Source organism: Agrobacterium sp. MA01, assembly GCF_009650195.1.
In the GTDB taxonomy this organism is placed as follows: domain Bacteria; phylum Pseudomonadota; class Alphaproteobacteria; order Rhizobiales; family Rhizobiaceae; genus Allorhizobium.
The window spans coordinates 1,253,953-1,277,063 of record NZ_CP045854.1 but is presented as its reverse complement, the minus strand read 5'-3'; the positions used below and the strand labels follow the sequence as shown (position 1 = coordinate 1,277,063).

Genomic DNA, 23,111 nt, shown 5'->3' with positions numbered 1-23,111 from the left:
ACGGTCCGCTCTGCGGCTCAGTCCTTCTTCGGCTGCGGCACGACGCGCAGGGCCAGATCGCGCAGCTGGGCTGGCGTTGCCGGCGACGGGGCGTTCATGAGAAGGTCCTGGGCCTGCTGGTTCATCGGGAAGATCGAGATTTCGCGCAGGTTCTTCGCGCCGACGAGCAACATGACCACGCGGTCGATACCGAAGGCGCAGCCGCCATGCGGAGGCGCACCGTACTGGAAGGCGCGGTACATGCCGCCGAAGCGTTCCTCGACATCCTGCTGGCTCAGACCGACCTTCTCGAAGGCCTTGACCATCAGTTCCGGCGACTGGTTACGGATCGAGCCCGAGGCGATTTCGAAGCCGTTGCAGACCGCGTCATACTGATAGGCCTTGAGCGACAGCGGATCCTGGCTTTCCAGCGCTTCCAGACCACCCTGCGGCATCGAGAAGGGGTTGTGGGCGAAGTCGATCTTCTTTTCTTCCTCGTTGTATTCGTAGAACGGGAAGTCGACGATCCAGCACATTTCGAAACGGTCGCGGTCGACGAGGTTCAGCTCCTCGCCGGCGCGGGTGCGGGCTTCACCGGCAAACTTGTAGAACTTGGCCGGATCGCCGGCGACGAAGAAGGCCGCATCGCCCGGCTCGAGGCCGAGCTGCTGGCGGATCGCTTCGGTGCGCTCTTCGCCGATGTTCTTGGCGAGAGGGCCGGAGCCGGCAATCTTGCCGTCCTCTTCCTTCCAGAAAATGTAACCGAGGCCCGGCTGGCCGGCCGATTGCGCCCAGGCGTTCATGCGGTCGCAGAATGCTCTGGAGCCACCGGTCTTGGCCGGGACCGCCCAGATCTCGACCTTCGGGTTGGAGGCGATCATGCCGGCGAAGACCTTGAAGCCGGAATCGCGGAAGTGGTCGGTGACGCCTTCCATGACGATCGGGTTGCGCAGGTCCGGCTTATCGGAGCCATATTTGCGGATCGCGACGTCGTAAGGGATGCGCGGCCATTCCTTGGTGACCGGCTTACCTTCGGCGAACTGCTCGAAGACCGAGGTCATCATCGGCTCCATCGTCGCCCAGACATCTTCCTGCGTGACGAAGCTCATCTCGACGTCGAGCTGGTAGAATTCGCCCGGCAGACGGTCGGCGCGCGGGTCTTCGTCGCGGAAGCAGGGCGCGATCTGGAAGTAGCGGTCGAAGCCGGCAACCATCAGAAGCTGCTTGTACTGCTGCGGCGCCTGGGGCAGCGCGAAGAACTTGCCTTCGTGGATGCGGCTCGGCACGAGGAAGTCGCGCGCGCCTTCCGGCGACGAGGCCGTCAGGATCGGGGTCGAATACTCGGCAAAGCCGGCAGCGGCCATGCCCGTGCGCATCGACGAAATGATCTGGGTGCGCTTGACGATGTTCTTGTGCAGCGTGTCGCGGCGCAGATCGAGGAAGCGGTACTTCAGGCGCACGTCTTCCGGATAATCGGGCTCGCCGAAGACCGGCAGCGGCAGTTCCTTGGCAGCCGAGAGAACCTCGATCTCCTGGGCGTAGAGTTCGATCTCGCCGGTTGCCATGGCCTTGTTGGTGGTCTCTTCCGAACGGGCCTTGACGAGACCGTCGATGCGGATGACCCATTCGCCGCGCACGGTCTCGGCCAGCTTGAAGGCCGGGCTATCCGGATCGGCCACGACCTGGGTGATGCCGTAGTGATCGCGCAGGTCGATGAAGAGCACGCCGCCATGGTCACGAACGCGATGGACCCAGCCCGAGAGGCGGACGGTCTGACCGACGTCGGATTTGCGAAGAGCGGCACAGGTGTGGCTGCGGTAACGATGCATGATGTCGTGCTTTCCTGGACTGATAGACGGCTGGCGGGCACAAGAATCCGGCACACGGCCAGCCGATAGAAAATCGGGCGGAAAAGCGCATGGTGCGCCTGATTTGTCAAGGCTGGAGGCGTGAGACCGGGTGCCGGGCGTGGCATCTAGCTCTACCGATGCGATGACCAGCTTGGGTGTTGCGAGTACCTAGCTTATACGCCAAGTTGCGACAACGGGAGGGGTAGATGAGTTCAGAGCTAGTCAAAAATGAGATTCGACGTTTCCTGAAATCGGAGAACAAGTTGGCGCTGTGCCTCAGAGGGAGGTGGGGTGTCGGCAAAACCTACACTTGGGATACCCTCCTCGCAGAGGCTTTCAGGAACGACACGGTCACCCCGCAAAGGTATGCGTACGTCTCCCTATTCGGACTGGAGGCCCTCAGCGACGTCAGAAAGTCGGTATTCGAACATACCGTTGAAGCGGCCGCCTTCAGAGAGAAGAAGAATCTCGAAGCCACCTTCAGCAGCGTTTCCGAGCGAGTGGGGCAACTCACCTCTAGATGGAGGGCAGGGGTAGGTATGCTCCGCGGCGTTCCAGTCGTGGCCGATTACGGCGGTCTCGTGGAAGTGGGTTTCCTTGATGTGAGGGACCAGATCGTGTGTTTCGACGATCTTGAACGCATAAGCGACAGCCTAAAACTCAAGGACGTTCTGGGGCTGATCTCTTTCCTTAAAGAGAAGAAGAGATGCAAGGTTGTTCTATTGCTCAACAGCGACGCCCTTAAGGGGCAGGATGCGGAAGATTTCCACCTTCAGTTAGAAAAGGTCATCGACATTAATCTCGAATATGATCCGACCCCGGTCGAATCGATCGCTACCGCAATACCAGACCGTTCGACGTTGAAGACCAGATTGGTGGCCGAATACACGACCAAGCTGGGGATCACAAATCTTCGGACTGTTTTCAAGATCCTTCAGATCTGCGAACGACTGCAAGAGGTGTTGAATGGATACGACGAGCGAGTTGTCAGCCAAGCTTTCCACAGTTCCTGCTTGTTCGCCTTTGCGCTATATCAGCCGAGCGATGCACCACCGTTGCAGGCGATCTTGGAACACCGACCATATGCCCACCTATTCGGCGACAACGAGGAAAAGACCCCCGAGCAAATCCAGCACGCCGAGCTGCTCAGACGCTACGCATTCCGGACGGCCGATAGTTTCGACCGCGTTGTCTTCGACTGCATCCGCACAGGTGTCTATACTGATTCGAAGATCAGGCAGGAGGCAGACCTTTTAGCCGCCCAGCTCAAACTTGCTGATAAGAATGCAGCATTCTCGGCAGCATGGGACATCTACCACGGATCCTTTGATGATAATGGCGAAGAGTTTGCGCAAGCGTTGAAGCAGTCGATTGTCGACAATGCGCCTGCGATTACCCCAACCGATTTGTCAGCTTCTATCGCTACCCTGAAGGAGCTAGGTCACACAGAAGGCCTCACTGACATTATCAATACCTACGTCGAAAGTAGAGGAGAAGGGAAAGAATTCTGGGGCGGTGACTGGATGGTACCTGGCTTTCACGTAGAAGATCCTGATGTCAAAGCAGCATTTGACACCAAAGCCGCGGAATTCAGAGATGATCGTACTCTCGAAGCGGTCGCGACATCCATCGTGAAGCAAAGCGGCTGGGGTGACAGCGATCTCGATTTTCTGGATCAGCATACAGCCGAAGATTTCTACAGCGCGATCAAGGCTGCGAAAGGCGAGCAGCTTCGAGCTATCGTACACGGTCTGACTTACTTCCGAAAAGTCTCGAGCACAGATCCAAGATTGCCCAGCATCACCGCTAAAGCCATTGATGCCCTTCAACGGATCGGCCAAGAGAGTCAAATCAATCGCCTCCGCGTCGGCAAATTCGGTGTCGAAGTGCCTGTTGCCTGATACATGAGTAACTGCGTAGATCGACCAATACCCCACCTTCTGCTTCAGTTCTAACTCGCGAACGGCAGCTTTTTGGCGGAGGACACAAGGACCCCTAGTATCCGCCTGTCACCGCAAGTCGGACAAGTCTGTCGATCATAGCCAATCTTCGCTCATGCCCGCCCCCATCACTCCGGCAACAACACACTCGCCAGATCCAGCGGCGCCGCAAAAGGCTCGCAGCCGGTGCCGCCGTCTCCCTCCGGTGGCAGCTTGCCGTCGATCATCAGATGCGCGTGGCCATGGATCTGCGACCAGACGAGTTGCTCCACGGCCGCCCTGCCCTCCGGCGTGTCCAGTTTCATGCGCTTTGCCACCGGCCACGAGATCTCCTCGAGAACGGCATGGGCGGCGTTGGCGGGCGGGCCGATGGCCGGGTCGTCCCAGTCGAGGCGGTTTGCGGTGAACATCAGGCGGAAGAGATGCGGGCGAGACCTGGCAAAATTCAGATAGCCGCGGGAAGCCGCCCGTAGCTGCTCTGCCGGATCATCAGGGGTTGCCGCCATGGCCTCCCGCATCGACGCGGCAAACAGCCTGAAGCCTTCGACGGCAAAGGCGGTCATCAGGTGACGCAGGGTCGGGAAATGATGTTCGGGGGCCGCATGGGAGACGCCGACCCGGGCGGCGAGTTTGCGGAGCGTCAGGCCTTCCAGGCCCTGCTCTTCGAGCATGTCGAGCCCGGTGCCGATCAGCGCCTGGCGCAGGTCGCCATGGTGATAGGATTTCTGTCTTGCCATGCCCCTTCATAACCGGTCGCACCCACGTCGTCAAAATCAATCTTGACATTGCCAAGTTATGCCGCATTGTTATCTTGTCACCGTCAAGATGAGGCTCCCATGTCCCCCGACACCGTGTTTTCGATTGCCAGCAGCACTGCGATGGCCGGCTGGATGCTGCTCATCCTCGCGCCGCGCTGGGCAGCCCTCATCGCCTTCATTCGTTTCGGCCTGATCGGGGCGCTTTCGCTCACCTATGCGGTGCTCGTCTTCGTCTACTTCTTCCGCGTCGAGGGTGGCGGCTTTGGCTCGATCGCCGAGGTTCGGGCGCTGTTCACCAGCGACCCCGTGCTTGTCGCCGGCTGGGTGCATTACCTCGCCTTCGATCTCTTCATTGGCACCTGGATTGCCGTCGAGGCGGACAGGCGCGGCTACAATCGCCTGCTGCAGGCGCCAATGCTGGTGGCGACCTTCATGTTTGGCCCGCTGGGCCTCCTGCTCTTTTATCTCACCCGCGCGAGCGAAACCGCGCTTAAGCCCCGAAAGGCCTGACCGATGACCATGCTCTTCAATGACAGCGTCATGCTCGCGCCGTCGCCGGACCTTGCTGCTGCCGAACAAAGAACCCGCCGTGTGCTGATCGTCGGCATCGGATTGTCGGTGGCGCTGGCCCTTCCGAGCCTTGTGGCGCTTAGCCTCGACGACCGGCTGATCAACGGCATCAGCGTCTGGAGCAAGCCGCTGAAGTTCCAGGCATCGCTGGCCATGATGCTTCTGACCCTCATCCTGCTCCTGCCGCTGATCGAGGCGCGCACGCGGGCCGGGCTCGGCGTTTTCCTGGCGAGCCTGATGGCGGCGATCACGGCAAATGGCGAAGTCTTCTACATCACCCTGCAGGCCGCCCGGGGCCGCGCCTCGCATTTCAACGACAGCACACCTTTTGAGGCGATGGCCTATAGCGTGATGGGCGCAGGCGCCGCTTTGCTGGTGCTGTCGAGCCTGGTGATTGGCGTTTACATCCTGCTGCGTCCAAGACCCGATGCGCCAACGGGCTTAAGGCTTGGCGGTGGCTGGGGCCTCGTGCTCGGCAGCATCACCACCCTGATCACCGCTTTCGCACTCGGCAGCGGCCAAATCGACGGTCCCGGCCACTGGGTCGGCGGCATCAAGACGGATGTCGGCGGGTTGCCGCTGTTCGGCTGGTCGCGCACCGGCGGGGATCTGCGTGTGCCGCATTTCTTCGCCACCCATATCATGCAGGCCTTGCCGATCCTCGGCCTTGGCCTCGACCGCTTCACGCCCCGGCTCGCCAGACCCGGCATTGCGCTCGGCGCCGTGATCTCCATTGCCGTGGTCGTCGGCACTTTCGTTCAAGCCGTCCAGGGGCGGCCCTTCCTCTGACGGTTAAATCCGGGCGGATGGCGATGGGCCGCGATTTTAGCCTGTCGCCGTCTGTCGAACAGGTCTACGAATTCGGACCTGCCACGGCACCGACTCAATGATCACACGCCCTCGCCGCGGCCTGCAGGCCCTCACATGCACGACATCCGCCCGCTTATCCCGCTTCTCATCACCGCCGGCATCCTGATCGGCGGCAACGGATTGCAGGGCACGTTCATCGCGCTGCGCGGCATCGAGGAGGGCTTCAGCACCTCGGTCATTGGCATGGTGGGTGCCGGCTATTTCATCGGCTTCGTGATCGGCTGCGTCTACATCACCAAGATCATGCGGGCGATCGGGCATATCCGCGCTTTCTCCGCGCTCGCGGCCATCGCATCCGCCGCCTCGATCATGATGGTGCTGGTGATCGATCCGATCTCCTGGTTCCTGATGCGCCTCGTGCAGGGTGTCTGCTTTGCCGGCTTGTTTGCCGTCGTCGAAAGCTGGCTAAACGCCCGCGTCACCAATGCCACACGAGCGCGCACACTTTCCGTCTACCGTTTCGTCGATCTCGGCTCGGTGACGGCGGCGCAATATATGATCCCGCTCTTCGGGGTCAGCGGCATCGATCTCTTTGCCATCATCGCCATGGCGCTGTCGCTTTCGCTCGTGCCGATCTCGTTTGCTGACAAGTCGAGCCCCGCGCCGCCCAAGGACGTGAAGTTCGATATCAAGATACTCTGGTCGGTCTCGCCGCTCGCCACCGTTGGCTGCATCGTCATCGGGCTCACCAATTCGAGCTTCCGGTCGCTCGGGCCGATCTATGCCGACGGCATCGGCCTGTCGGTAACCGCGATCGCCACCTTCATGAGCATCGGCATCTTTGCCGGAATCGTGCTGCAATATCCGCTCGGGCATTATTCGGACAAACTCGACCGTCGCGTGATCATCCTTGTCTCGACGACCGGCGCTCTGCTCGCCTCGATCTATCTCGCCTTCCTTGCGGGTGACGGGGAGCTTGCCAATTTCATCGGCATCTTCGCCTTCGGCGCCTTTGCGCTGCCGCTTTATTCGCTCTGCTCGGCGCATGCTAATGACCATGCGGCACCCGGCCAGCATGCGCTGGTCTCGGCCGGCACGCTGTTCTTCTGGTCGATCGGCGCTGTCGTCGGACCGCTGATTGCCTCTTTCCTGATGGAGGCCTTCGGGCCGCATGCGCTCTTCGCTTACGTCATCGTCGTGTTGACGTTTTTTGCGGCATATACGCTCGCCCGCATTCGCGTGCGCGACGCGGTGCCGACCGAAAAGCGGCGTATGCGCTTCCGCAGCCTGCTGCGCACCTCGACATTCTTCAGCAAGCTCGCGACGCCGCCGAACGAAAAGGACGGCGGCTAACCTGAACATCGTCAGGCCTGCGACAGCATGGACGGTCAGGACTATTGCTGATCGCACGCCTCAACTTTAAAAACGGGACGACCAGCGAGAATTCCGACCGTGACCTTTGTTTCCCGCCGTACCCTTCTCAAATCCGCAGCCGTGCTTGGCGCATACGGCACAGGCCTTGCGGTGATGCCGCGTCTCAGCCAGGCGCTGGCTGCCAGCGACCCGATCGAGATCGAGGCATTCACAGGCGATGTCTTGCTCGACGGCAAGCAGGCGACGCGTGGGGTGATGCGTTACGCACTGGGCGGACAGACGTCGGTCGACCCCTCCCCGCCGATCCTGCGCGCCAGACGCGGCGAAGCCTTCAAGGCGCAGCTGATCAACCGGCTGGACGAACCGACCACCATCCACTGGCACGGCATCCGGTTGCCGAACGACCAGGACGGTGTGCCCTTCGTCACTCAGCCCTACGTCTATACCGGCGACCGCTTCGACTATGCCTTCTCGCCGCCGGATGCAGGCACCTTCTGGTATCATCCGCATTGCAACACGCTGACCCAGATGGGCCGCGGCCTTGCGGGCGTGATGATCGTTGTAGACGACCGCGATCCCGTCTTCGATGGCGAGGTGGTGCTGAACCTGCGCGACTTCCGGCTTGGCGGCAACAGCCAGTTCATCGAACAGTTCAAACCGCGCGATGCGGCAAAGACGGGCACCTTCGGGACGCTCAGGACCGCCAACTGGCAGCCGGAGCCGACCTACGACGTTCCGGCGGGCGGTGTCGTTCGGGTCCGCATCCTTGCAGCCGATGTGACCCGGATCTACAATTTGCGCCTTGCCGGCGCTGACGCGCAGATCATCGCGATCGACGGACACCCGGTGCCTCAACGTCTGCCGCTCGACATGGCCGTAGTCTCGCCCGGCCAGCGGCTGGACCTCGCCGTCCGTATCGCCGACAGCGAAGGGTCGGAAATGGTGCTGGAGGACATCAGGCCCTCGACACCGAAGGTCGTTGCGCGGCTCCGTGCCGTTGGTTCATCGCTTAAACGCGATCTCGGGGATCTCGGGCCGCTTGTGCAAAACGCCGGCGTGGACGCCGATCTCTCCAACGCAACCCAGATCCCGCTGCTGCTGAGCGCCACTGCGGAAAGTGCGGCCCGCGATTCGATCTGCGGGACGCTCGGTTATTCCTTCTGGGCGATCAACAAGGTGCCCTATCCCGGCGACACACCCGATCCGACTGCGCCGATCGCCGAGCTGAAGCTTGGCCGCAGCTATCTGCTCAATGTCGAGAACGTCACGCCGCATGCGCATCCGATCCATCTGCATGGCATGAACTTCAAGGCCATTTCTTCGAACAAGCGAGAGGTCCAGCCTCTCGTCTCGGACACCTATCTTGTGCTGCCGGATGAAAAGATCCAGCTTGCACTGGTGGCCGACAATCCGGGCGACTGGGTGTTCCACTGCCACATCATCGAACACCAGAAGACCGGCATGACCGGCTATTTCCGAGTGACATGACATGAGCCTTGCCGAGACGATGCGGATCCACGAGCCCTATGCGGGGCTGTTTGCCTATTACGACGGACGCATCCTCGGCAAACGTCTGCATTCCGACAAGCCGAACTGGCTCGACGACGGCGCCTACAGCCTCGGCGTTGCGAGCTATGCAATCGTCTCGGGGCGAGAGGCGCTGGTCTATGACACGCATATCTCCTTTGACCATGCGCGTGCCATCCGCAGCCATCTCTCCAGCCTCGGCGTCACCAGCATCCGGGTCGTGCTCAGCCACTGGCATACCGATCATGTCGCCGGCAATGCCGGCTTCATCGACTGCCCGATCATCTCGAACACGCTGACGCGCAACACGCTGATCGAGAAGCGCAAGGTGCTGGCGGAGAAGGATCCGCCAATCAACCCTGTGGTCATGCCGACGGAGACCTTCGAGGGCGAGACGGTGCTTCAGGTCGGCGACATCACCGTCACGCTCATGCAGTTCGACATTCACAGCGCCGATGGGACTATTCTGCTGCTGCCGCATCTCGGTGTGCTGCTGGCCGGCGACACGCTGGAAGACAGTGTCACCTATATCTCGGAGCCCGAGAACACGGCGCGTCACATCGCCGAACTCGACCGACTGGCGAAGCTCGATTTCAGCCGCATCCTGCCCAATCACGGCGACGAGCAGGTGATCGCATCCGGCGGCTATCCGCCGTCTCTGGCGACCGCCACGCGCGACTATCTTACCCGACTGCTTGCGCGTCTCGATCATCCCGACCTAGACCAACAGAGCCTTGAAAGCTTCATCGCGCCGCAGCTTGCAGCGGGAACCCTCACCTACTTCGCACCCTACGAGGCCGTCCACAACCAGAACATCGCGGCTCTCAAGGGCGCCAAATTCGACGAATAAGGGGACATCGGCCCGGGATTGCCCGCCACAGACTGCTTTCCAAGTCGTTCATATTGACAAGGAAGGCCAGAAGGGAAACTAAGGTTGATCCTGTAGTTTCCATGACCGAGCCGAAATGATCGATACCACTGCTGCGCTCGAAGAGGCTTGCCGCCTCCTCGCCCAATCCGATTTCATCACGATCGACACGGAATTTCTCCGCGAAACGACCTTCTGGCCGGAACTCTGCCTCATCCAGATGGCGAGCCCGGACCATGAATACATCGTTGACCCGATGGCCAAGGGCATCGACCTCAAGCCCTTCTTCGAACTGATGGCGAATTCCGCCGTGGTGAAGGTCTTCCATGCGGCCCGCCAGGACATCGAAATCATCTTCCATCTCGGCGATCTCATCCCGCATCCGATCTTCGACACGCAGGTTGCGGCCATGGTCTGCGGCTTCGGCGACTCGGTCTCCTACGACCAGCTCGTGCAGAAGATTAAGAACGTCCATATCGATAAGACCTCGCGCTTCACCGACTGGAGCCGCCGTCCGCTCTCTGAAAAGCAGCTCGACTACGCGCTGGCCGATGTTACCCATCTGCGCGACGTTTATCTGAAGCTGAAAGGCCAGCTGGACGCGGAAGGCCGGGCAGAGTGGCTGACCGAGGAAATGGCGATCCTCGAATCCCGCGAGACCTATGACCTGCCGCCGGAACAAGCGTGGCAGCGATTGAAGATGCGGCTGCGCAAGCCGACCGAGCTTGCCGTCATGCAATATGTTGCAGCATGGCGAGAGCGCGAGGCGCGTGCCCGCAATGTGCCGCGTTCACGTGTGCTGAAGGACGATGCGATCTACGAGATCGCCCAGCAGCAGCCGAAGGATGTGGAGGCGCTCGGACGCCTGCGCACCATCCCCAAGGGCTGGGAACGCTCATCTTCAGGCGCCGCCATCATCGAACAGGTGAATACGGCCCTTGCACTTCCCAAGTCTGAAATGCCGCATTTGCAACGTCACGCGCATGCACCCGAAGGCACGCAGTCGGCGGTCGAACTCTTGAAGGTTCTGCTGCGCCTCACCTCGGAAAAACACGGCGTCGCCTCCAAGGTCATCGCCAACAGCGAAGACCTGGAAAAGATCGCAGCCGAAGGCGAGAAGGCCGAAGTGGCCGCTCTCCAGGGCTGGCGCAAGGAGCTGTTCGGTGACCTCGCGCTGAAGCTGATCTCCGGCGGTGTCGGCCTGCGCTTCGTCGACAAGCGCGTCGAAGCGGTGGAGTTCTGATCCGTGACGGCGCTATCCCTGCGCCGTGCAACGGAGGCCGACATCCCGTTCATCATGGAGACCGAGCGCAAGCCGGGCTATGACCAGTTCATCGGATGCTATGGCGTTGACGAGCACATGGCGCAGCTTGCGAGCCCCTCGTTTGCGTACCTGATCGGCGAGGATGACGATGGCCAAACGCTTGGCTTCGTCATCCTTATGGATCTCAATCGGCGCGACGGGAATGCCTGCGTCAAGCGCATCGCCGTTGCCAGCCCCGAAAAGGGCGTGGGCACGCCACTGCTGGCCGGCGCCGTCGACTTTGCCTTTCTCGAAACCAATGCCCATCGCCTCTGGCTCGACGTGGTGAGCGGCAATCTGCGTGCGCAGGCGGTCTACCGCAAGATCGGCTTCATCCAGGAAGGCGTGTTGCGCGAGGCAGCGCTTCTTCCCGACGGCAGCCGCTCGGATTTCCTCCTGATGTCCATGCTCCGCCCCGAATGGGCGGCGCGGCGCGGCTGAGGACACCCCATGGAACTTCCCGCCCCGCTCCGCTCCGCCGTCGACCAGATGCTCCAGGGCGAACCGCTGGAACGGATCGCCAAGGCGAGCGCAATTCTGTCTGATCGCTATCGACGCGAGGTGCGCGACGGGCGGTTTCATATCGATGATGCGCTTGCCGCCAAGGCCTATCTTGCGACCCGCCTGCCCGCAACCTTCGCCGCCGTTCGGGCAGCACTCGCCATGGTCGAGGATGCGGCACCGGATTTCCAGCCGGAGACCCTGATCGATCTCGGCTGCGGCCCCGGCACAGCACTCTGGGCAGCAGCCGATACCTGGGGCAGCCTTGGCTCCGCAGAGATGGTGGAAGCAAGCGGCGCGATCCGCAGCGTCGGCGAAAAGCTGGCCGCCGCCGGCAGCGTGAAAAGCCACTGGCAGGCGGGTGATGTGACGGCCAAGATCCCGGTGCTTGAGCCAGCCGATCTCGTGACGCTTGCCTATGTGCTGGACGAGCTTCCGCCGGCAACCATCGGAACCGTCACGGAAAAACTCTGGGCGCTGACCAAGGGCATGCTCGTCGTCATCGAGCCCGGCACACCGGCCGGCTGGCAGCGCATCCTCCTGGTCCGCGACAAATTGCGATCTCTCGGAGCGCATCTCGTCGCGCCCTGCATGCATGCGGAACACTGTCCGATCGTGGCACCGGACTGGTGCCACTTCTCAAGGCGCGTGGCGCGCTCGCGGGTGCATCGTCTGGCCAAGGGCGCCGAAGTGCCGTGGGAGGACGAGAAATACATCTTCATCGCCGCTTCGCGCGAGCCTGTTGCAATAATCGGGGACCGGGTACTTTCTCCGCCGCGCGTCAATGGCGGTGTCGGGCGGGTCAAGCTCTGTCGCACCGACGGCACGGCTGCCGAGCTGACGCTCAGCAAACGCGATGGCGAGGCCTTCAAGGACATCAGGCGGGCCGACTGGGGCGACCGTCTGGAACTGGGGAATAAGGGATGACCACGCGGCTGACATCCGAGCTTGCCTCCCGCTTCGCGACGATCGCGCTGGGGCATGTCACCCGCGAATATCCCAATCATATTCTGCACGGGCTCGAAGGGCCGGAGGATGCGAAGACACCGTCCGAGCTTCATCCGGTCTTCTACGGCAGCTATGACTGGCATTCCTGCGTCCATGGCTACTGGATGCTGGCGCGTCTGTTGCGGCTCCATCCCGACATGCCGGAAGCGCAGGCGATCCGCGATCTCTTCTCAACGATGCTGGTGCCCGACACGGTCGCCGGCGAATGCGCCTATTTCGACCGGCCGATGGCGCGCGGTTACGAGCGTCCCTATGGCTGGGGCTGGCTGCTGAAGCTTGCCGCCGAGTTGCACGGCCACGAGGACCCTGCCTGGGGGGCCGCGCTGTCGCCGCTGACGGAGCGGATTGTCCAGCGCTTCCGCGACTTCCTGCCGCTTGCCACCTATCCCGTGCGAACAGGCACGCATTACAACACCGCCTTTGCGCTGAGGCTCGCTGCCGACTATGCCGAAACGGTCGAGGATACCGGCTTGCTCGAGCTGCTGCGGGAGACCGCGCTGCGCTGGTACAGCTCTGACACCGCCTGCCCCGCTTGGGGCGAGCCCTCGGGCGACGACTTCCTGTCGCCAGCGCTGATCGAGGCGGAATGCGTGCGCCGGCTCCTCTCCGCCGCCGACTTCGCCCGCTGGTTCGACAGTTTCCTGCCCGACATTGCAGCCAAGCAGCCGCGCACGCTGTTTGCGCCCGCCTCCGTCTCCGACCGCTCGGATGGCAAGATTGCTCATCTCGATGGCCTGAGCCTCAGTCGCGCCTGGTGCTGGGCCTCTCTGGCGCGCACCGTGCCGGTCACCGACACACGCCGACCTGTGATGATCAAGGCCGCGCATGAGCATCTCGAAGCCGGGATCGCGCATGTGGCTGGCGACTATATGGGTGAACACTGGCTGGCGAGTTTCGCGGTCCTGGCGCTTTCGGAGACGGAATGATGAGCAGCCTCACTGACACCGTCGACATCAGGGGTCGCGTGCTCGTTTCAGGCTCGGCCGAGGGCGAGGTCTTGTTTACCGATACGGCGCTCAGCTTCTGGGGCGGTGCCGATGCCGTGACCGGCGAGATCATCGACCGGCATCACCCGTTGAGCGGCGAGCGACTGACGGGCCGCGTACTCGCCCTGCCCACCAGCCGCGGCTCCTGCACCGGCAGCGGCGTGATCCTCGAACTGATCCTCAACGGAAAAGGTCCAGCCGCGATCGTGCTTGAGCATCCCGAGGCGATCATCACACTCGGCGTCATCGTCGCCGAGGAGGTTTTCGGGCGGTCGATCCCGGTGATCGCTATCGGGAAAGAGGCGTTTGCAGGGCTGCGGACCGCAAAACGCATCCGAATCAGCGATGCGATCGCCGAGATCGGTTCAGACATCGCGCTAACGGATCAGGACCAGGCCATTCTCACGGGCGAGCGGGGCGAAGCGGCTGCCGTTGCCATGCGCATGGTGCTCAGGATGGCGGCGCTCGAAGGCGCAAAGGAGCTTATCGACATCACCCGCGCCCATATCGACGGCTGCATCTATACGGGTCCTGGAGGCCTGGCCTTTGCCGAGAAGCTGCGCGATCTCGGCGGTCGCGTCGTGGTCCCGACGACGCTGAATGCGATTTCAGTCGATCACCGCCGCTGGCAGGCGCAGGGTGTTTCTGAGGATCTAGGGCGTCCGGCGTCCGCAGTGGCCGACGCCTATGTTGCGATGGGAGCTGAGCCGACCTTCACCTGCGCGCCCTACCTGCTCGACGACCGACCCGCGCGCGACGAGCAGATCGTCTGGGCGGAATCGAATGCCGTCGTCTATGCCAACAGCGTGCTTGGCGCCCGGACGATGAAATATCCTGATTATCTCGACATCGCGATTGCGCTGACGGGACGGGCCCCCAAAGCGGGCTGTCATCTGCCGGAGGAGCGCGCGCCGCAGATGAAGGTCACCGTGCCGCCGCTAGAGGGCGTGGATGACAGCTTCTGGCCACTGCTCGGCTATCTGATCGGGACAATCTCGCCCGATGCGATTCCGCTGATCGAGGAAGTATCCGTGCACAGTCCTGACACGGATGCCCTGAAGGCCTTCGGGGCAGCGTTTGCCACCACCTCGGCAGCACCGATGTTTCATATCGCTGACGTCACGCCGGAGGCACTCGACCCCAAGGCATTTGCAACGCTCGACCTGCCGACCATCTCACTCACCCATCAGGACCTGCTGCGGGCCTGGCGCGAGCTAAACGGCGCGGATGCGGGTCCAGTGCAATTGGTCTCGCTCGGCAATCCGCATTTCTCAGCCACCGAGCTTGCCGCCCTAGCAGCGCTCTGTCGGAATAAGACACGCCATCCGCAAGTGCCGCTCGTCGTCACCTGCGGCCGCGCCGAAATGGCCAAGGCGGAAGCCTCGGGCGATGTGGCTCTGCTCACGGCGTTCGGCGTCACGCTCGTCAACGACACCTGCTGGTGCATGGTGACAGAGCCGATCATTCCCGTCGATGCGATGGTGATCATGACGAATTCCGGCAAATATGCCCATTACGGCCCGGGCCTGACCGGGCGGACCATGCGCTTCGGTAGTCTTGCAGCCTGTGTGGAAGCTGCGGTCACGGGCAAGGATCGCGGCGATCTGCCCGCTTGGCTCGGCTAGCCTGTGGGTAACGGGTGACGTCACTGAAACTTCACCCAACGGCAATCGGTGCGACATGAAGGTTCCTTAAGGACAGCGGCGTTTCCTCCCTTTCAACTAGGTGACGCTATGACCAAAGCTCTTTTGACATCTGCCGCCCTCTTCATTCTCTTTGTCTCCCAGGCCTCGGCCGAGGAGAAGGCTTTCCCGGCCAAGCTCGTCAATCACGCCATCCTGCCGGGCAACACCATCATCGGCGCTCCGGCGGATGCGCCCGCTCATCTCAAGACCTCCGGCAAGTTCTCGACCGCGGACCGCAAGCGTGCGGACGCGCTTGGCAGCGTCCCCGGCAAGGACGGCGTACGCCTGACAGGCCTTTCGCTGCCCTTCGATGGCCAGCCGCTGCAGGGTTTCTCCGGCATCAAGGCCATGGAAGACGGCACATTCTGGAGCCTCTCCGACAACGGCTTCGGCTCGAAGAACAATTCAAGCGATGCCATGCTGATGCTGCATCATCTGACCTTCGACTGGGATGCCGGCGCGGTGAACGTCCAGAAGACGCTCTTCCTCACCGATCCCGACAAGAAAGCCCCCTTCCCGATCGTCATGGAAGGCTCGGACAAGCGTTACCTGACAGGCGCCGATTTCGATGTCGAATCCATCCAGCCGGTCGCGGACGGTTTCTGGGTCGGCGAAGAGTTCGGCCCCTACATGCTGAAGTTTTCGACCGAAGGCGCCCTGACCGACGTCATCGCCACCAAGGCCGGCGAGATCGAGGTGAAGTCGCCCGATAATCCCACGCTCGTCGTCCCTGCCAATCCGGCGGCGAAGATGCCGGTCTTCAACCTGCGGCGCTCCGGCGGCTACGAGGGCCTCGCAATCTCCAAGGATGGCTCGAAACTTTATGCCATGCTGGAAGGGCCGCTCTACCTCGAAGACGCTTCTGTCGAAAAGGCAGATGGCCTGACGGCGCTGCGTATCATCGAACTCGACGCCGCGTCCAAGGCCTGGACGGGGAAGACCTGGCTCTATCCGCTGTCTGAAGGCGGCGAGGCGATCGGCGATTTCAACATGATCGACGAGACGACGGCCCTCGTCATCGAGCGTGACAACGGTGCGGGTGTCGTTGAAAAGGCCTGCGCCGATCCGAAGGCGCCGGCTGCCGACTGCTTCGCCGTTCCGGCCAAGCACAAGCGTATCTACAAGATCGAGATGACGGAAGAAAACGCCGGCAAGGCCGTGCGCAAGATCGGTTACATCGACCTGATGAAGATCGAAGACCCCGACAACAAGAAGCGTCAGGGCGGCGGCGAAGGCTTTTACGACATGCCTTTCGTCACCATCGAGAATGTCGATGTCGTCGATCCGACCCATATCGTCGTCGGTAACGACAACAACCTGCCCTTCTCGGCCGGCCGTGCGCTCGACAAGGCCGACGACAACGAGTTCGTTCTGCTCGAAGTGGGCGAATTCCTCGCAGCAAAGTAAGCGACCACAAGATCTCGGGCCGGGCAACGAACGTGTTCGGTCTGACGCATGAAAGAGAAAAGCGCAGGGGTTCAGGATCCTGCGCTTTTTTATCGAATCTAGGACCGTGTGAGCGTCAGGTCGGCTTGGCGCAGGCCGCCTCGATCGGTCCTATGGATTTTGCCGCCCCGGTCAGCGGATAGGTAAAGGTCTTCTCGCCTATGGTGAACTTCAGTTCTGTTCCCTGCTTCAGCATCCGGGCAATGGCGGCATCGAAGGCTGGGCGCGCTTCGAGGAATGTCAGCTCCATCTCTTCCAGAAACTGGATCTCTGCATCGACGACCAATTGATCGGCGAGAGGCGGCGCGGTCACCGTCAGCTTTACCGTGCCGCTCTTCGGTTCGAAATCCGGATCCAGCGAGAGCGTCATGATAAAATCACGTGCTGGCAGTTCACAGCGGAAGCTCACCGGCACATCATCGGTCTGTGGCATGCCGTAGAGGAGCACGGCGCCACCCTCTTGCGCCTCCCCCATCCATATACGCGCCTCTTCGGCGTTCACGTGAGGCACAAGGAAGATCAACGGCGAGGTGGCCACCGCCAAGGCCAGCATCGTTTTGCGGATCGCTGCAGGAAGCGGTACTTGCTTGGGATTGCTGCTGACCGCCATGACACCCTCTCCAATCAAGGCTGCAAATCTTGGAGATTTGTAGCCCGTCCCTCAGACGCGAGCAATCGCCATAGCGATCACAGCGCTCAAGCGAGAGATGGGTGGATAGGAGTGCGCTAGCGCCCCTATTCGAAGACGAACGCCAGCCGTTTGCCGGTCAGCTTCGACAACTGCATCAGGCGGCCGTCCAGCCGCTCGCCGGCAAAGTCCTGGTAGGACTTCGGGACAACGAATTCGAGGTCGAGCTCCGGGCTGTCCGAACGCCGGAAGGTCAGGTTGTTGACGACGCCGGGCATCGAGGCCGAGAAGAGATAGACGACGCGCAGCATGCCGCCGACGAGCTTTGCCCTATCCAGCAGGCGTTCGGTGGCGATGGCAGCGAGCGGGCCGGTCTGGCCGTCGTCATGCAGGCCTTCGAAACGGTAGTAGTTGGTGAGCGCAATGAAGGCGCGGCCCGGATGCGTAATGCCGACGAAGGAGGAGTGGGCAATCACGTTCAGCGCCTGCAGGCCGCGATAGTCGGGATGAGCGCGCCAGCTGATATCGGCAAGCAGGCAGGCGGCCTGGCGATAGCGGCTTTCCTCTTCCGTCTCCTGGATGTCGAAGAAGGGCATCATACGGCCCGTCCAGTCGGCGAGCTCACGGGCATGTTCCGGTGAGCGGGCACGCAGGATGGCGAGTTCATCGGCAGCCTCGATCAACGGATCGAGCGCTTGTTCTTCATCGAGCAACAGCGAATAGAGGTAGCCCTCACGCACCCCTTGGGCCGAGAAGCAGACGCTTTTCGGCTGCATGATCTCGATCACTTCGCGCATGGCGACGGCCCCGAAGGGGATCAGGTTACGGCGGCTCTTGGAAATGGTCGACCAGGCAGGATCGCGGCTGTTGGCGCCCGAGATGATCTCCTCCAGGAAGAAGGCGATCTCGTCATAGGGCAGTTCATAGCCCTGCATCATGTGCAGCGGGTATTTGCGAATTTCCATGTGCAGCTTGGCGATGTTGCGCCAGGTGCCACCCACTGCATAAAATGTGCGCCCCTGCCCCTTCTTGAGCAGCGATACGTCACCCATCAGTTTCTTCGCGAGCGCACGGGCCTTGGGCAGCGACCCTTCGACACTTTCCGACAGGCGCAAACCGCCGAGCGGCAGCGTGACGCCCTTGCCGAAGCTCTTGCCCTTGATGTCGATGAGTTCCAGCGATCCGCCGCCGAGGTCGCCGGCAATGCCGTCGGCATCGTGGAAGCCGCTGACGACGCCGAGGGCGGAGTATTTCGCCTCTTCCTCACCGGTCAGGACCTGAATTTCGTGGCCGAGGATCTCCTCGGCTCGGGCGATGAAATCGGGACCGTTGGAGGCCTCGCGCGCTGCGGCGGTCGCCAGCACATACATGCGCGTCGCCTTCGCCTGATTGGAGAGCGCGCGGAAGCGGCGGAGCGCCACCAGCGCCCGTTCGACGCCATCCTCGTCCATCCGGCCGGTCATTGCGACGCCCTTGCCGAGGCCGCAGAGAACCTTCTCGTTGAAGAGGACCGTCGGCGCGCGGGCCAGCCCCTCATAGATCACCAGGCGGATCGAGTTGGAGCCGATGTCGACGACGGAGACAGGGGCGATACCGGGAAGACGCCCCTGCGCTTCAGATCTTGTCATGAGGTACCAGAGTTATCGTTTCCTGCCGGATATCAGACCGGCGATCAGTTTCGGTGCGCTTGATTTCAATGCTTCTCCGCGACCCGAAAGGCTCGGATTGGTCATGAAATAGTGCTGGGCGTTGAAAGGTTCCTCACCCTGTCGCACCTCGATGCGGCGTGACGTACCGTCGGCCAATATCTCGTAGCTCTGCTGGTTGTCAATCAGGTTGCCCAGCATGATCTGGGACAGGACCTGCTCATGCACAGTGGGGTTAATGAGCGGCACCAGCGTCTCGACACGGCGGTCGAGATTGCGCGGCATCATGTCGGCGGAACCGATATAGACCAGCGCCTTTTCCGACGGGAGACGATGACCGTTGCCGAAGCAGAAGATGCGGCTGTGCTCGAGGAAGCGGCCCACGATCGACTTGACCCGGATGTTGTCGGAGAGACCCGGCACGCGCGGCCGCAGGCAGCAGATGCCACGGATAACCAGATCGATCTCGACCCCTGCCCCGCTTGCCGCATAAAGCGCGTCGATGATCTCGGGGTCGACGAGCGAGTTCATCTTCATCCAGATCTGGGCCGGACGACCGGCCTTTGCGTGCGCGATCTCCTCGTGGATGTGCTTGAGGATGCGTGGACGCAACGTATAGGGCGAGACGGCCAGCTTCATGCTCTCTTCCGGTTCGCCGTAGCCGGTGATGAAGTTGAAGACATTCGCCATGTCATGGGCGATCTTCGGATTGCAGGTGAAGAAGGAGAGGTCCGTATAGATCTTCGCCGTCACCGGGTGATAGTTGCCCGTGCCCAGATGGCAGTAGGTCCGGAGCTTGCCGTCTTCGCGACGCACGACCATGGACATCTTGGCGTGGGTCTTGAGTTCGATGAAACCGAAGACGACCTGGACGCCGGCGCGTTCGAGGTCGCGAGCCCAACGGATATTGGCTTCCTCGTCAAAGCGCGCCTTGAGCTCGACGAGCGCCGTCACCGACTTGCCCGCGTCGGCGGCATCAATGAGCGCACGGACGATCGGGCTGTCGTTCGAGGTGCGGTAGAGCGTCTGCTTGATTGCGAGAACATCGGGGTCGCGCGCGGCCTGCAACAGGAATTGCACGACGACATCGAAGCTTTCATAGGGATGATGGACGATCATGTCCTTCTCGCGGATCGCGGCCAGGCAGTCGCCGGCATGTTCGCGGACCCGCTCCGGGAAACGGGCGTTGTACTGCTCGAAACGCAGGTCGTCGCGCGGGGCCTTGGTGATTTCCGAGATCGTATTGAGCGCGAGCAGGCCGGGGAGAACGGCGACGCGATTGTCGGCAACACCGAGTTCGTGAACGACGAACTGGCGCAGGGCCACCGGCATCTCCGAGTCGACCTCGATGCGGATCACGGAGCCGCGGCGGCGGCGCTTGAGCGCCGTCTCGAAGAAGCGGACGAGATCCTCCGCCTCTTCCTCAACCTCGATATCGCTGTCGCGGATAATGCGGAAGGTGCCGAAACCCTTGACCTCATAACCCGGGTAAAGCCGGTTGATGAACAGCCCGACCATGTCCTCGAGCGTGATGTAGCGGATGGTGACGCCCTCGTCCGGCAGACGGATGAAGCGGTCGAGCGTCGGCGGCAGACGCAGCAATGCCGTCATAGGCTCGCCGGTGCGGCTCGAGCAGAGCTGCAGGCCCATGGAGAAGCCGAGATTGGGGATGAAGGGGAACGGATGCGCCGGATCGATCGAGAGGGGCGTCAAAACCGGGAAAATCGCTTCTTCGAAAGTCGTTTCAAGCCAGGTCCGGTCAGCCTCGGATAGCGCCGCCGGCCGGACAATCAGGATCTCCTCCTGAGCGAGATACTGCTGCAGTACGGCAAGCGAGGCTTGCTGCTCCATCTGCAGATTGTCGATTTCCTTGAGGATGTCGTCGAGCTGCTCGGCCGGCGTCTTTCCATCGGGACTCTTGACGACGATGCCCTGCCGCACCTGCCCTTCGAGACCGGCGACGCGGACCATGAAGAACTCGTCGAGGTTCGCTGCAGAGATCGACAGGAAGCGAATACGTTCCAGCAGTGGATGGGCGGTGTTGAGGGTTTCCTCGAGGACACGCCGGTTGAACTGCAGCCAGGAGAATTCGCGATTTATGAAGCGTAGCGGGCTGGACAGCAGGTCCTCGGCCGGCGCCACCTCCAGACCGGTTTCGCCATCTGTGCCGTGTACTGCGCTGTCCATGATTCGCCCCTTGGTTATCGTTGGTGCCGATTATAACAATTTAACGACAGATCTGTGACGACTACTCCTGGGCGTCTGCCGCCTCCAGCGTTTCCAGAACCTCCGCAGCCAGGCTGCGGCTGATCTTGGCCCGGCGCGCCAGCGCCAGCTTGTCCATGCGATCGACGACAACCTGAGCGGCCAAGAAGGAACGCTCCATACGGCTGACGATATAACCGACGATCTTGTCATCGATGTAAAGCTGGCGGTCGGCGAACAGCTTGGTGATCAGCTGGCCGAGCAGGTCTTCATCCGGCGCTCCGATTTCCACGACCGTGGCCGCCTTCAGGCGCGAATTCAGATCCGGGAGCGCGACGTTCCAGGACGGGGGAAAGCTGCGCGAGGTGATCAGCAGCGTCGTACCATGCTGACGCACGGCATTGATGACATGGAAGAGTTCGACCTCGTCGAAGCCGGCGCGGTCGGCATCCTCGAGGAGCACCGGACCTGCGGCTGCCACCTGCGACGCGCCCTGCCCGGCTTGCAGCACGATATCCGTCGCGCCGCTGGTGTCGCGAAAAATCTGGGCGAGGTGAGATTTTCCCGAGCCTTCCGGCCCGGTCAGGATCACCACCGGCGACGGCCAGTTCGGCCAGGCGTCGACGATCGACACGGCAGCGGCCATGCGTTCGGAAACGAGCAGGTCGTCACGACCGGTCGCCGAACCATGCTCGAAGGCGAGCGGCAATTGTTCGGCGGCTCCACGCTTTTCGGGAGCCATCTTGGCGTCAGTCATTCATGCCTCGGGCACGTCTTTGGAGCTTGGGGATGCGATCTCGCCAACGGGCTGGGAAGGCGGCGCGATGACGACCGAGGTTCCGTAATAGAGATCACTGTCAAGATAACGCGAGATCGCGAAACGAACAAGTACGCCGACGGCCGCGGCCGCGGGCACGGCCACCAGAACACCGACGAAGCCGAAGAGCGCACCGAAAGCAAAGAGGGCGAACATCAGCCAGACCGGGTGCAGGCCAACGCTTTTGCCGACGAGCTTCGGCTGCAGAATATTGCCCTCGATGAACTGGCCGAGGAAGAAGATGCCGGCGATCACGCCGACCCAGATGAAATCCGGCCAGAACTGCACAAGTGCGACACCGAGCGACAGGAGCAGACCGACTGTCGATCCGACATAGGGGATGAAGCTGATCATGCCGGTAAAGAAGCCGATCAGGAGGCCGAAATTCAGGCCAGCGGCCGAAAGCGCGACCGCATAGAAAATACCGAGGATCAGGCAGAGAGAACCCTGACCGCGCACGAAGCCGGCAATCGTGTTATCGAGTTCGGTGGCGAGCTGGCGCACTGTGCCGAGCTGGTGGCGCGGCACCCAGCTATCGACCTTCTCGATCATGCGGTCCCAATCGAGCAGCAGGTAAAAGGCAACGACAGGTGTGACCACCAGCAGCGAGGCGATGTCGAGCAGCGCCTTGCCGGAATTCCAGATCTGCTCGACAAGCGTGCCGAGGAAGCCGACGCCTTCGCTCAAATAGCGCGAGAAGTTCTCCCGGATCGTGCCCATCTGACCATCCACCCAATCCGGCAGCCAAGAGGCATTCGAGGTCGCAATGAAGGTCTGCAGTTGCGTGACATATGCGGGCACGCGCTGGATGAACTCATTGAGCTGGCTGGCAAGCACGGGAATGATGATCATCAGCGACATCACGAAGACGACAACGAAAGAGACGAGAATGACCACCGTCGCCATCAGGCGGCTCAAACCGATCCGCTCCAGCCGATCGGCGACCGGATCGAGGAAATAAGCGAGCGCCATTCCGGCGATGAAGGGCAGAAGGATCGACGAGAACAACATCAGGAAGGCGACGAATATCGCAAGCGTCAGCAGCCAGAAGAAGACCTGGCGGCGGAGGCCGATTGCACTGATGTTGTGAGCCATGTGCGTCTCCGTTCGAAGTTCGAGCCCTGTGCAGGACCGCAAACCATGCTGCGGCGCCACAGTAGGAGATAGGTTACCGCAGAAGCCTTGGTCAAGAACTGCCACCCGATCGGCA

At 61.7% G+C, this 23,111-nt stretch carries 19 protein-coding genes; 12 read left to right on the top strand and 7 right to left on the bottom strand.

The features are described from left to right. Positions 1 to 17: 17 nt before the first annotated feature. Entirely contained in the window at positions 18 to 1,808 is a 1,791-nt protein-coding gene (aspS, locus tag GH983_RS06170) for an aspartate--tRNA ligase (protein ID WP_153761944.1), read from the bottom strand. Positions 1,809 to 2,035: 227 nt separating this feature from the next. Between aspS and GH983_RS24080 the strand changes: the two genes are divergently transcribed. Beyond that, complete coding sequence (locus tag GH983_RS24080) at positions 2,036 to 3,730, top strand: hypothetical protein (protein WP_194842793.1); 1,695 nt, start codon at positions 2,036 to 2,038, stop codon at positions 3,728 to 3,730. A 167-nt stretch (positions 3,731 to 3,897) separates the two neighbouring features. Here GH983_RS24080 and GH983_RS06160 read toward each other — a convergent pair whose 3' ends face one another. Further along, the gene (locus tag GH983_RS06160) at positions 3,898 to 4,506 is read right to left on the bottom strand and encodes a TetR/AcrR family transcriptional regulator (protein ID WP_153761943.1); all 609 of its coding nucleotides are present in this window, start codon (positions 4,504 to 4,506) and stop codon (positions 3,898 to 3,900) included. Positions 4,507 to 4,605: 99 nt separating this feature from the next. Here GH983_RS06160 and GH983_RS06155 point away from each other — a divergent pair, with 99 nt between their 5' ends. The 11 genes from GH983_RS06155 to GH983_RS06105 all read left to right on the top strand — a co-directional run bounded on the left by GH983_RS06155 (position 4,606) and on the right by GH983_RS06105 (position 16,566). Continuing rightward, the gene (locus GH983_RS06155) at positions 4,606 to 5,037 is read left to right on the top strand and encodes an ABA4-like family protein (RefSeq protein WP_069041688.1); all 432 of its coding nucleotides are present in this window, start codon (positions 4,606 to 4,608) and stop codon (positions 5,035 to 5,037) included. 3 nt (positions 5,038 to 5,040) lie between these two features. Continuing rightward, on the top strand, positions 5,041 to 5,886 hold the full coding sequence (locus GH983_RS06150; RefSeq protein WP_153761942.1) for a hypothetical protein: 846 nt from the start codon (positions 5,041 to 5,043) through the stop codon (positions 5,884 to 5,886). A gap of 135 nt (positions 5,887 to 6,021) precedes the next feature. After that, on the top strand, positions 6,022 to 7,260 hold the full coding sequence (locus GH983_RS06145; RefSeq protein WP_153761941.1) for an MFS transporter: 1,239 nt from the start codon (positions 6,022 to 6,024) through the stop codon (positions 7,258 to 7,260). 99 nt (positions 7,261 to 7,359) lie between these two features. After that, on the top strand, positions 7,360 to 8,769 hold the full coding sequence (locus tag GH983_RS06140) for a multicopper oxidase family protein (RefSeq protein ID WP_153761940.1): 1,410 nt from the start codon (positions 7,360 to 7,362) through the stop codon (positions 8,767 to 8,769). 1 nt (position 8,770) lies between these two features. Then, positions 8,771 to 9,658 carry an MBL fold metallo-hydrolase gene (locus GH983_RS06135; protein WP_153761939.1) on the top strand — a complete coding sequence of 296 codons (888 nt, stop codon included), beginning with the start codon at positions 8,771 to 8,773 and terminating at the stop codon, positions 9,656 to 9,658. Between the two features lie 115 nt (positions 9,659 to 9,773). Beyond that, positions 9,774 to 10,919: a ribonuclease D gene (gene rnd / locus GH983_RS06130; RefSeq protein ID WP_153761938.1), complete on the top strand. Its 1,146-nt coding sequence runs from the start codon at positions 9,774 to 9,776 to the stop codon at positions 10,917 to 10,919. A 3-nt stretch (positions 10,920 to 10,922) separates the two neighbouring features. Next, positions 10,923 to 11,420 carry a GNAT family N-acetyltransferase gene (locus GH983_RS06125; protein WP_153761937.1) on the top strand — a complete coding sequence of 166 codons (498 nt, stop codon included), beginning with the start codon at positions 10,923 to 10,925 and terminating at the stop codon, positions 11,418 to 11,420. A gap of 9 nt (positions 11,421 to 11,429) precedes the next feature. Further along, on the top strand, positions 11,430 to 12,407 hold the full coding sequence (locus GH983_RS06120; protein ID WP_153761936.1) for a small ribosomal subunit Rsm22 family protein: 978 nt from the start codon (positions 11,430 to 11,432) through the stop codon (positions 12,405 to 12,407). Next, entirely contained in the window at positions 12,404 to 13,414 is a 1,011-nt protein-coding gene (locus GH983_RS06115; protein WP_153761935.1) for a DUF2891 domain-containing protein, read from the top strand. Before GH983_RS06120 ends, GH983_RS06115 begins: the two co-directional genes overlap by 4 nt. Continuing rightward, positions 13,414 to 15,099 carry an aconitase X gene (locus tag GH983_RS06110; protein ID WP_153761934.1) on the top strand — a complete coding sequence of 562 codons (1,686 nt, stop codon included), beginning with the start codon at positions 13,414 to 13,416 and terminating at the stop codon, positions 15,097 to 15,099. The genes GH983_RS06115 and GH983_RS06110 overlap by 1 nt, the downstream gene beginning before the upstream one ends. A gap of 108 nt (positions 15,100 to 15,207) precedes the next feature. After that, on the top strand, positions 15,208 to 16,566 hold the full coding sequence (locus GH983_RS06105; RefSeq protein ID WP_153761933.1) for an esterase-like activity of phytase family protein: 1,359 nt from the start codon (positions 15,208 to 15,210) through the stop codon (positions 16,564 to 16,566). A gap of 115 nt (positions 16,567 to 16,681) precedes the next feature. Here GH983_RS06105 and GH983_RS06100 read toward each other — a convergent pair whose 3' ends face one another. From GH983_RS06100 to GH983_RS06080, 5 genes are all read right to left on the bottom strand, one after another. Further along, a complete protein-coding gene (locus GH983_RS06100) occupies positions 16,682 to 17,215 on the bottom strand; it encodes a hypothetical protein (protein WP_054150546.1) in 534 nt (177 codons plus the stop codon). Between the two features lie 125 nt (positions 17,216 to 17,340). Beyond that, entirely contained in the window at positions 17,341 to 18,861 is a 1,521-nt protein-coding gene (gene ppx / locus GH983_RS06095) for an exopolyphosphatase (protein WP_054150545.1), read from the bottom strand. Between the two features lie 12 nt (positions 18,862 to 18,873). Further along, complete coding sequence (locus tag GH983_RS06090) at positions 18,874 to 21,066, bottom strand: RNA degradosome polyphosphate kinase (protein WP_054150544.1); 2,193 nt, start codon at positions 21,064 to 21,066, stop codon at positions 18,874 to 18,876. A 61-nt stretch (positions 21,067 to 21,127) separates the two neighbouring features. Continuing rightward, entirely contained in the window at positions 21,128 to 21,841 is a 714-nt protein-coding gene (hdaA, locus tag GH983_RS06085; RefSeq protein ID WP_054150543.1) for a DnaA regulatory inactivator HdaA, read from the bottom strand. After that, the gene (locus tag GH983_RS06080) at positions 21,842 to 22,996 is read right to left on the bottom strand and encodes an AI-2E family transporter (RefSeq protein ID WP_054150542.1); all 1,155 of its coding nucleotides are present in this window, start codon (positions 22,994 to 22,996) and stop codon (positions 21,842 to 21,844) included. It lies immediately after the preceding gene. Positions 22,997 to 23,111 lie beyond the last annotated feature (115 nt).